Origin of the sequence: Aquabacterium sp. (assembly GCF_035476535.1) — a bacterium.
In the GTDB taxonomy this organism is placed as follows: Bacteria; Pseudomonadota; Gammaproteobacteria; order Burkholderiales; family Burkholderiaceae_C; genus Pseudaquabacterium.
In genome coordinates this window covers 1-9,708 of sequence record NZ_DATILJ010000179.1, presented here as the reverse complement: position 1 = coordinate 9,708, position 9,708 = coordinate 1, and the positions used below count along the sequence as shown (strand labels likewise).

Below are 9,708 nucleotides of genomic sequence, written 5' to 3'. Positions count from 1 at the left end.
CCGTTGACGCCGCCTTGTTCGTTGACTTCATCGATGCGCAGCATCATGCCCAGCCGCGCCTGCTTGCCAAACGCGGCGATCGGGCCGGACAGATCCTGGATCGAGCCGATCACGATCTCGGTCTTGCTGACCCCCTGGGTCTGGGCCGACGCCGTGGTGACCGCAAGGCATGCCGCAGCAAGCACGATGGCAGATTTCATGGCGAGGATCTCCTGCGGCGGGTACGGCCCATGCTAGCGCCGGGGATTCGCGGCCACACCTCAGGGAAACGCTAGCCCCGGTGTCAGCCCTCGCGCAGCCTCAGAACAGCGAATCGCGGTCCACGCCCTGGCGCGCCATGCGGCGCTTGAGCTTCAGCAAAGCTTCCTGCTGGATCTGGCGGATGCGCTCGCGCGTCAAGCACAGGCGCGCGGCCAGCATCTCCAGCGTTTCCGGGTCGCGGTCCTGCAGGCCGTAGCGGCCGGCCAGCACCTCGCGCTCACGGTCGTTCAACTCGGCCATGCCCTGGGTCAACAGCTGTTCGACTTCTCGGCTGAGCATCAGCCCCATCGGGTCGACCGCCTGATCGTCCACCACGCTGTCGAGCAAGGACTCGCCGGCATCGGCCTCCATCGGAGCATCCAGCGAAGTGGGGTGTTCTGCCAGCTTCAGCAGTGCACTGACCTCCTCGACCGGGCGGCCTAGCCGCACGGCAATGTCGTCGATGCGCACCGAGTGCGCCGCGTCGGCCTGCAGCGAGGCCTGGCCTTCCAATGCGCGGCGGGCCTTGAGGACTTGGTTCAGTTCGCGCACCACATGCACCGGCAGGCGAACCAGTCGGGCCTGGTGCATGATCGCGCGCTCGATGCTCTGGCGCACCCACCACGAGGCATAGGTCGAGAAGCGGAAGCCACGCTCGGGCTCGAACTTCGCGATCGCGTGCATCAGCCCGAGGTTGCCCTCCTCGATCAGGTCGGACATCGGCAGCCCGCGGCCGAGGTAGTTCTTCGCGATGCTGACCACCAGGCGCAGGTTGCGCTCGATCATCGCCTGGCGTGCGTCGAAGTCGCCCTGACGTGCGCGCGTGGCGTTCAGGAACTCTTCTTCGGGTGTGAACAGCGGCGCGCGCCGGATGTCGCGCAAGTACAGCTGCAGCGTGTTGCCGATGTCGGCGTCACCCGCCGCGATCTCGATGCCGTTGGTCGGAAGCTCTATGTCAGCGTCGCCGTCCGGCGCAGCCGGCGGCGGCTTGGATATATCCCTGGACCCGGTGGCGTGCGCGTCGCGCTGCTTCCTGCCCATGGTGCATCTCGGTGGCCCGCTACGGCGTCAGCGTGGCGGCAGCAGTTTGGCCGGATCGATCGGCTTGCCCTGGCGACGGATCTCGAAGTGCAGCTGCACCCGCTCCGCATCGCTGGCACCCATTTCGGCAATCTTCTGTCCGCGCCGCACGACCTGATCCTCCTTGACCAACAGGGTCTGATTGTGCGCGTAGGCGGTCAGGTAGGTGTTGTTATGTTTGACGATCACGAGGTTGCCGTAACCGCGCAGGCCGGAGCCGGCATAGACCACGCGGCCATCGGCCGCCGCGAGCACCGGGTCGCCAGCCTTGCCGGTGATCGCCAGGCCCTTGCTGCGGCCTTCTTCGAAGCCGGCGGACACTGGGCCGGCAGCAGGCCAGAGCCAGTTCAGGTCGTCGTCGCCGTCACGCGGCGCGGCGGGTGGCGGTGGCGTTGCTGCAACCACCGGCGCCGAAGCACCCGGGCTGGTGGCCGATGCCGCGGCGGCCACCGGAGCGGACGCAGCAGAAGCCGCCGCCGCAGGCAGCTTGGCATCCAGCGGGCGCGCCTCTGCACGCGCAGCCACCACGCCACGGGCCGCCACCGCGGCCGCATCGACACCGGGCGGCACCACACGCACCACCTGACCCACTTCGATCAAGTTCGGGTTGTCGATGTTGTTCCAGCGGGCCACGTCGCGGTAGTTTTGGCCGTGCTCGAAGCCGATGCGGATCAGCGTGTCGCCCGGCTTCACGGTGTAGTAGCCGGGCTTGCCGGCGTTCTCGGCACCCGGCAGCAGCTTGATTTCGGCAGGCGCCGAGGCGCCCGCGGCCGGGGCTGACGCGGCCGTGGCTTGCCGCGCCGGTGCGTTGCGATCTTCCACCGGCGCCTTGTGTTGGGACGAAGCGCAGCCCGCCATGAGCAGCACCAGGACAACACTCAGCAACGGCAATCGATCAAGCATGGTGGAGGAGCCGCGCACGGCTGGTTCAGAGGACGCCCGATTTTAGAGGGACGAAATGCACCGCCTCATGATGCGTGTGCACCCAGCCGCTGGCATGGCGATCGACGACCACCAGCACCTGCCCGGCGCCGCGGCTGCTGTGCATCGGTGCCACCAAGCGGCCACCGACGGCCAGCTGCTCCAGCCACGCCGGCGGCAGCGCATCGCCGCCCGCTGCAGCGATGATGCTGTCGAATGGTGCATTCGGGCCATGCCCCAGCATGCCATCGCCATACACCAGGCGCACGGCATCGAAGCGCCACGGCGCGAGGTTGGCCGAGGCCTTGTCGAACAAGGGCCGCAGCCGCTCGATCGACACCACACCCTTGCCCAGGCGCGCCAACAGGGCCGTCTGGTAGCCGCACCCGGTACCCACTTCGAGCACCTTGCCGAGGTGGCCATGTGCCCGCGCCTGTTCACCTTCGTACAGCAACTCGATCATGCGCGCCACGACCGAAGGCTTGGAAATCGTCTGGCCGTGGCCGATCGGCAGGCTGGTGTCTTCGTAAGCCTGACCGGCCAGCGCGGTGTCGACGAACGCATGGCGCGCCACTTGAAGCATCGCGTCGAACACCGGTTCGCAGCGAATGCCTTCCCGGCGCAGGCGTTCGACCATGCGTTGGCGTACCAGCGCCGAATCCAGCCCCAGCCCGCTGGGTGTGCCTTGGCGCGCCGCATCCTGCGCGGCCTCGCGCAGCAGGCGCTGCGGGCGCAGCGGTTCGCGCGCCGCCGAAGCGGGGGCACCGCGCCCGACCTGGTCCAGCGCCAGCGGAAACCGCGGCGCGGGCGGACCGGGGCGGCGCGTCATGCCGGCCCGCCCGTCGTGGCCAGGCGCTCACGCCACGCTGGTAGCGCGGCATGTTCGGTCAGGTCCACCTGCAGCGGCGTGATCGAGATGCAGCCCTGCGCGGTGGCATGAAAGTCAGTGCCATCGCCGGCTTCCCGCGCATCCCCGGCCGGGCCGATCCAGTAGATCGCCTCGCCGCGCGGACTGATCTGCTTGACCACCGGCTCACTGGCGTGCCGCCGACCCAGCCGCGTCACGCGACGCGGCAGCTGCTCGGCATCGGCACGGTTGGGGATGTTGACGTTCAGCAGCCAGGGCTGCTGCGATGGCGGATGGGCCAGCACCTGCTCGACCACCATTCGCGCGACACGCGCCGCCGCATCCAGGTGCAACCAGCCCTTGTCGACCTGCGAGAACGCGATCGCCGGTATGCCGAACAGGTAACCCTCCATCGCCGCCGCGACGGTGCCGGAATACAAGGTGTCGTCGCCCATGTTTGCGCCCTGGTTGATGCCCGACAGCACCAGATCGGGCCGCATCTCCAGCACGCCGGTCAGCGCCACATGCACGCAGTCCGACGGCGTGCCGTTGACGACCAGGAAACCACGCTGTGCTTCGGCCTGGGCCTCGAACACCGACAGCGGCCGGTTCAAGGTCAAGGCATTCGACGTGCCGCTGGCGTTCTGCTCCGGCGCGATGACGCGGATTTCGCCGAGCCCTTGCATCGCCGCCACCAGGGCCGACAGGCCGGGGGCCAGGTAACCATCGTCGTTCGCGATCAGGATGCGCATGGCGGCGGATTGTAGGCAGTCGTCACCCTGGTGACGCGATGTGTGCCGGCCGCTTGCCTATCATCCGGCGCAACAAAGGAGACCTGCCATGTTTGCCTGGATCTGCGAGAACCCGATCGGCGTCGATGCCCTGCAGTGGAAAGAAGTGCCGACGCCCGAGCCCGGCCCAGGCCAGGTGCGCTTGGCGGTGCGGGCAGCGAGCCTGAACTTCCCCGACATCCTGATCGTGCAGAACAAGTACCAGTTCAAGCCGCCGCTGCCCTTCGTGCCGGGTTCCGAGTTCGCTGGCGTGGTCGACGCCGTGGGTCCCGGCGTCACGCAGTTCAAGCCGGGCGATGCCGTGGCGGCGCTGAGCGGCACCGGCGGCTTCGGCACCCATGCCATCGTGCCTGCCGACAAGCTGCTGCCGCTGCCGGCCGGCTTCAAGTTCGAGCATGCCGCGGCCTTCGCCTTCACCTACGGCACCTCGCACCATGCGCTGATGGACCGCGCCGCGCTGCAGCCCGGCGAGACCGTGCTGGTGCTCGGCGCCGCCGGCGGCGTGGGCACTGCCGCGCTGCAGATCGCCAAGGCCGCCGGCGCCCGTGTGATCGCCGCCGCATCGACGGACGAGAAGTGCGCGCTGTGCAGGTCGCTCGGCGCCGATGCGGTGATCAACTACAGCAGCGAGAACATCCGCGATGCGCTGAAGGCGCTGACCGATGGCAAGGGGCCGGATGTGGTCTACGACCCGGTCGGCGGCGACATTGCCGAACCGGTGTTCCGCTCGATCGCTTGGCGCGGCCGCTACCTGGTGGTGGGCTTCGCGGCCGGGGGCATTCCGGCGTTGCCGTTCAACTTGGCGCTGCTGAAAGGCGCTGCCATCGTCGGCGTGTTCTGGGGCGACTTCGTCAAGCGCGAGCCGATCAACAACGCGGCCTCCCTCGCGCAACTGAGTGCCTGGTATGCCGAGGGCAAGATCAAACCGGTCATCGACCAGTTGCTGCCGATGAGTGAACTGCATGCCGCCTACGCGCGCATGAGCGGCCGCCAGGTGCTGGGCAAGGTGGTGCTGGTCAATGCGTAAGCGTTGGTGACAATCGACCCGGCTTTCCCCCCGAGGAGGGGTCCGGCCCCGGACCATCTGCGCTAGCATCCCAGCCGGGAGATACAGCATATGGCCGTCAAGGTCCTCATTCTCGAAGACAACCCGGTCGCGCGCAGCTTCCTGTGCCGGGTGGTGCGTGAAAGCTTCAGCGATTCGATCGCCATCACCGAAGCTGGCGACCTGGAAACGGCACGTGCGCAAATCAGCCTCACCGGCGGCCCCAGCGGCTTGCATGGGGTAGATCCGTTCAAGCTGATCCTGGTCGACCTCGAACTGCCGGACGGCAATGGCATGGAACTGCTCGCCGAGCTGACGCAGTACCCGGCCACCAAGGTCGTGACCACGCTGTACTCGGACGACGACCACCTGTTCCCGGCACTGCAATGCGGTGCCGACGGCTACCTGCTGAAGGAAGACCGCTTCGAGGTGCTCGTCGAAGAACTGCAGAAGATCGTGCGCGGCCAACCGCCGCTGTCGCCCGCCATTGCGCGCCGGCTGCTAACGCATTTCCGCAGCGGCCTGCGCAGCGATGGGCCGGCGCCCGATTCCGGCTTTGCGCCGCTCGATTTCGTCGGCACCAGCCGGCCGGTGCCGATCGAGAAGCCGCCCGAGCACGACCGCCTGACCCCGCGCGAAAGCGAAGTGCTGACCTACCTGAGCAAGGGCTTCACGATCAAGGAGATCGCCAGCCTGATGGGCATCAAGTGGTTCACCGTCAACGACCACATCAAGTCGATCTACAAGAAGCTCAACGTGTCCAGCCGCGCTGAAGCCGCGGTGCTGGCCACCAAGCAAGGCCTGGTGTGACAGGACCAGGCGACGCCTGGCCATTTCCCGTTTCTCCAGCATGAGCATGCAGCCGTCCGGGTCGATCACCGACGGCGGTGAAGGCGCAGCCGCCGCACCCCTGATGCCCGCGCCGGACGCGCGCCAGGACTCGACGCTCGATTCACGCTGGGTCGACCAGGCCCTGCTGCAGCGCAACGCGTCGGCGGCACGCTGGATGGGCTGGCGGCTGCGCATGCTGGTGGTGCTGGCGCTGCTGGGCAGCGTGGGCATGTTCGCGGTGCTGCGTGTCCTGTCGACCCTGCCGCACCTGGATGCGCAATGGCGTACCAATGGAGCCAGTGGCATCGAACTGGTGGCCACCGACGATGTGCGGCTGCGCACCAAGATCGGCCGCGTACTGCAGGCCGTCGAGCTGCCGAATGGCCAACGCCTCGAGGCCAACGCCCCGAGTGGCCAACGCCTTGAGGCCGACGCCGCCTGGCTGCAGCGTTCACCGCGCTGGATCGTCAGCGACACCGAGCGCCGGCATCAGCTGCAGTTGCAGGACCAGATAGGCCGTGCCCTCGCGCAGCCGATGCTGAAGCTGTACTTCGACGACCGCAGCACGGTCGACGTGGCGCCGCAGCCGCGTGGCTTCTCCGGCTTGGGTGCTGTCTTCTGGCTGTTGTGCGGCCTGGCGCTGGTGCTGTACCTGATCGGCGTGGTCGTGGCGCTGGCGAGCCCCAGCCTGGCCAACGGAATGTACGCACTGATGGCCATGTGCCAGAGCGGAAACCTGCTGTTGATCGCCACCGAATCGATGTGGGGCTTCGGCGTCGCGCCCGGCTTTGCACGCCTGGACCTGGTGCTGCGCACGCTGTGCGATCTGGTGACGATGGCCGCGGTGCTGCACGCTTGCCTGGTGCACCCCTTGCGGCTGCCGCATGCACGCTGGCTGGCCACGGCGACCTGGGCCTTGGCACTTGGCTTCGGGCTGCGCACCGCGCTGGGCCCGCTGCCTGGTCAGTGGTGGGCCACGCAGGGCCTGCTGATCGTGCAGGGCCTGGCCGTGGTGGGCGTGTTGAGCTGGTCGTACCGGCGCGAACCTCATCCGGTCTCGCTGGTGCTCAGGCGCCTGGGTCTGGCCGCCAACGGCACGCTGATCCTGCTGACGCTGGCCGTGGCGCTGATCAGCCGCCAGGCCATGGCGCCGCACACCGTGGCGACCATCGGCTCGATGATCTGGTACGTGTTCTTCACCTCGCTGCTGCTGCTGGTGCCGTTCATGTCGCGCTCGCAGCATGTGATGCGCGAGTTCGCGATGCTGGCCGGCATCAGCACCGTCGCCACCTCGCTGGACTTGCTGTTCGTCGCGGTGTTCGCGCTCGGCCAATTCGCTTCGCTGACCTTGTCGCTGTTCGTCTCGCTGGCGCTGTATGCCGGCGCGCGCCAGTGGCTGATCAACCAGATCCTCGGCAGTGGCGTGCTCACCGCCGAACGCATGTTCGAGAGCCTGTACCGCGTGGCGCGCGAGATCGAGGCCGCGCCACGCAAGACCGGCGATCAACTCACCAAGCTGCTGCGTGAACTGTTCGAACCGCTGGAAGTCGTGCGCGCGCCGCGCCCGGTGTCGCGCACGCGAGTGGCTTCCGACGGTTCGACGCTGGTGGTGCCGGTGCCGCGGCTGCCGGGTGCGGCCGAGGAAGATGAAGCCGGCGCGATCGTGTTGCGTTACGCGCGGCGGGGTCGGCGCCTGTTCACCAGCGAGGACGCGCGTCTGACCGACCGCGTGCTGGAACAGCTGCGCCGCGCCGTTGCCTACGACCATGCGGTGGAACAGGGCCGCAGCGAAGAACGCGCCCGCATCGCGCAGGATCTGCACGACGACATCGGCGCCCGCCTGCTGACGCTGATGTACAAGGCGCAGAACCCGGAGATGGAAGAGTACCTGCGGCACACGCTGCAGGACCTGAAGACGCTGACTCGCGGCCTCGCGAAATCCAGCCATCGCCTGTCGCATGCCGCGGCCGAATGGAAGGCCGACATCACCCAGCGCCTGATGCTCACGCACTGCGAACTGGAATGGTCCTTCAGCGCCGACCGCGACATCCCGCTCACCGTCGTGCAATGGTCAGGCATGACGCGGGTGCTGCGCGAGCTGGTCAACAACATCATCACGCACGCGCAGGCCAACCATGTCGAGATCGCCTGCGTGTATGAGCGCGGGCGGCTGACGCTCACCGTCATCGACGACGGCATCGGCCGCCAGCCCGAGGCCTGGTCGCACGGGTTGGGCCTGGGCGGCGTGCGCAAGCGGGTGAAGCTGCTCGGCGGCGAAGTGCGCTGGCGCGAGCGCAGCGCCCACGGCATTGCCTGCGAAGTGAAGGTGCCGCTGCTGGGCGTGCGGGCCTGAGTCGACAAGCCGTTTTTCACTGAGTGGATAACCAGTCAAGTGATCGTGTCGGTCATCGCACACCGGCGCGAGAAGCTGGCACAGGGCCGGCAGGCATCAGCCGTGCGGTGCGGGCGGTGCCCAAGACACGCCGTTCTCGCTAAGCGCGCGGTCCCGGGCGGACCGCGCCGGCCCACCAACCATCGCGGAGGCCGGGCAACAAAAAGCCGGGCAATGCCCGGCTTTTTGTTCAGAGACTGGGGTGGCTGATGGGACTCGAACCCACGACGACCAGAATCACAATCTGGGACTCTACCAACTGAGCTACAGCCACCGTCGAAGCCGGCAAGTATAGCGCCTTGCGAGCAGCAGGCACTCAGCGGCTCGCTGCCGAAGCTGCGGCATCGGCAGCCGATGCCGTGCCGTGCTGCTCCACCTTGAAGCGCTTGCGCAGCGCGCTGTAGTAAGCCTGCGACTCGGCCTGGGCCCACACCCGCGCGTACTGCGCCTGCAGGCGCTCGGTCTCGGCCGCCACGACGGCACGCGGCAGCACCTTGTCGATGCGCGCGACGACGTAGCCCTGCCCCGGCACGTCCACGGCCGTGAAGGTCGGCAGCTTGCCGGCATCGGCACGCAACACGGCATCGAGCGCCGGGCCTTGCAGGCCCTCGGGTTTCGCGCGCGACACCGTGGCAGCGTTCGGCAGTTCGCCCTCGCCATCCTTGCGCAGTTGCGCGAGGCGGGCCTCGCCGTCCTTGCGCGCCAGCGCCGCGGCCTGTTCGGCCTGCACCAGGCTCCGCACCCGTTCCTTCACTTCGGCCAGCGGCAAGGTATGCGCGGCCTTGTACTGCGTGATGCGGGCCGAGGCCATTTGCGACGGCCCCACTTCCACGGCATTGGTATTGCGCTTGTTCTGGATCGCATCGCTGGAGAACACAAACTCCAGCAGCTTGGCCGAGCCCAGTGCGCCAGCGGCGCCCGGCACCGGCGTGCGCTGCACGGTGGCGCTCTTCTTCTCGAGCTTGAGTTTGTCGATCACCGGCTGCAGGCTGTCGGGCTGTTCGAAGACAGTGTTGGTGAACTGCTCGGTCGCTTCAGCCCAGCCCTTTTGCGCCAACTGGCGGCGCACCTCGTCCTCGACACTGGCACGCACGGCCTCGAAGGGCTTCTTCTCACCACCACGCGTGGCTTCGAGCTGGATCACGTGGAAGCCGAAGTCGGTCTCGACGACGTTGCTGATCTCGCCCGGCTTCATCGCGAACACCACGTCCTCGAAGGGCTTGGTCATCGCCCCCTTGCCGAAGAAATCGAGATCACCGCCTTGCGCCGCCGAGCCGGGGTCATCCGAGTTCTTCTTCGCCAGCTCGGCGAAGCTGGCCGGGTTCTTGCGCGCCTCGGCCACCAGCGCCTCGGCGCGGGCCTTGGCTTTCTGCTTGACGTCGGCAGGCGCGTCCTTGTCGGCCTTGATCAGGATGTGGCGTGCGCGGCGTTCTTCTGCCGCGGTGTAACGTGTGGCGTTTTCGTCGTAGTACTTGCGCAGGTCTTCGTCCTTGACGGCAATGCCCTTCTTCAGAGTCTCGAGGTCCAGCACCACGTAGTCGATGGTGGCCTGCTCGGGCGC

Annotated in this window: 9 protein-coding genes and 1 tRNA gene; 3 read left to right on the top strand and 7 right to left on the bottom strand. The window is 67.7% G+C overall.

Annotated features, from left to right (window positions below):
- The 5 genes from VLK61_RS17365 to surE form a co-directional block, all read right to left on the bottom strand.
- Nucleotides 1-200, bottom strand: a 200-nt coding sequence (locus VLK61_RS17365; protein ID WP_325422871.1) for an ABC transporter substrate-binding protein, incomplete at its 3' end; no start/stop codon positions are given.
- A gap of 100 nt (nt 201-300) precedes the next feature.
- Nucleotides 301-1,281, bottom strand: a complete 981-nt coding sequence (gene rpoS / locus VLK61_RS17360) for an RNA polymerase sigma factor RpoS (RefSeq protein WP_325422870.1) — start codon at nt 1,279-1,281, stop codon at nt 301-303.
- 27 nt (nt 1,282-1,308) lie between these two features.
- Entirely contained in the window at nt 1,309-2,223 is a 915-nt protein-coding gene (locus VLK61_RS17355; RefSeq protein WP_325422869.1) for a peptidoglycan DD-metalloendopeptidase family protein, read from the bottom strand.
- 25 nt (nt 2,224-2,248) lie between these two features.
- The gene (locus VLK61_RS17350) at nt 2,249-3,070 is read right to left on the bottom strand and encodes a protein-L-isoaspartate(D-aspartate) O-methyltransferase (protein WP_325422868.1); all 822 of its coding nucleotides are present in this window, start codon (nt 3,068-3,070) and stop codon (nt 2,249-2,251) included.
- Nucleotides 3,067-3,840 (bottom strand): 5'/3'-nucleotidase SurE, encoded by a 774-nt coding sequence (surE, locus tag VLK61_RS17345; protein WP_325422867.1) that lies wholly within the window; start codon nt 3,838-3,840, stop codon nt 3,067-3,069. The genes VLK61_RS17350 and surE overlap by 4 nt, the downstream gene beginning before the upstream one ends.
- An 88-nt stretch (nt 3,841-3,928) precedes the next feature.
- Between surE and VLK61_RS17340 the strand changes: the two genes are divergently transcribed.
- The 3 genes from VLK61_RS17340 to VLK61_RS17330 all read left to right on the top strand — a co-directional run bounded on the left by VLK61_RS17340 (nt 3,929) and on the right by VLK61_RS17330 (nt 8,108).
- The gene (locus tag VLK61_RS17340) at nt 3,929-4,906 is read left to right on the top strand and encodes an NADPH:quinone oxidoreductase family protein (protein WP_325422866.1); all 978 of its coding nucleotides are present in this window, start codon (nt 3,929-3,931) and stop codon (nt 4,904-4,906) included.
- A gap of 90 nt (nt 4,907-4,996) precedes the next feature.
- The gene (locus tag VLK61_RS17335; protein WP_325422865.1) at nt 4,997-5,734 is read left to right on the top strand and encodes a response regulator transcription factor; all 738 of its coding nucleotides are present in this window, start codon (nt 4,997-4,999) and stop codon (nt 5,732-5,734) included.
- 40 nt (nt 5,735-5,774) lie between these two features.
- A complete protein-coding gene (locus tag VLK61_RS17330; protein WP_325422864.1) occupies nt 5,775-8,108 on the top strand; it encodes a sensor histidine kinase in 2,334 nt (777 codons plus the stop codon).
- A 237-nt stretch (nt 8,109-8,345) separates the two neighbouring features.
- Here VLK61_RS17330 and VLK61_RS17325 read toward each other — a convergent pair.
- A tRNA-His gene (locus tag VLK61_RS17325) sits at nt 8,346-8,421 on the bottom strand.
- A gap of 42 nt (nt 8,422-8,463) precedes the next feature.
- A partial coding sequence (locus tag VLK61_RS17320) for a peptidylprolyl isomerase (RefSeq protein ID WP_325422863.1) occupies nt 8,464-9,708 on the bottom strand: 1,245 nt, incomplete at its 5' end.

What these genes read in the sequence shown, in the direction of transcription:
- VLK61_RS17330 (WP_325422864.1), top strand. Translation starts at nt 5,775, where the DNA reads ATGAGCATGCAGCCGTCCGGGTCGATCACCGACGGCGGTGAAGGCGCA.
- VLK61_RS17340 (WP_325422866.1), top strand. Translation starts at nt 3,929, where the DNA reads ATGTTTGCCTGGATCTGCGAGAACCCGATCGGCGTCGATGCCCTGCAG.
- rpoS (WP_325422870.1), bottom strand. Translation starts at nt 1,281, where the DNA reads ATGGGCAGGAAGCAGCGCGACGCGCACGCCACCGGGTCCAGGGATATA.
- VLK61_RS17355 (WP_325422869.1), bottom strand. Translation starts at nt 2,223, where the DNA reads ATGCTTGATCGATTGCCGTTGCTGAGTGTTGTCCTGGTGCTGCTCATG.
- VLK61_RS17335 (WP_325422865.1), top strand. Translation starts at nt 4,997, where the DNA reads ATGGCCGTCAAGGTCCTCATTCTCGAAGACAACCCGGTCGCGCGCAGC.
- VLK61_RS17350 (WP_325422868.1), bottom strand. Translation starts at nt 3,070, where the DNA reads ATGACGCGCCGCCCCGGTCCGCCCGCGCCGCGGTTTCCGCTGGCGCTG.
- surE (WP_325422867.1), bottom strand. Translation starts at nt 3,840, where the DNA reads ATGCGCATCCTGATCGCGAACGACGATGGTTACCTGGCCCCCGGCCTG.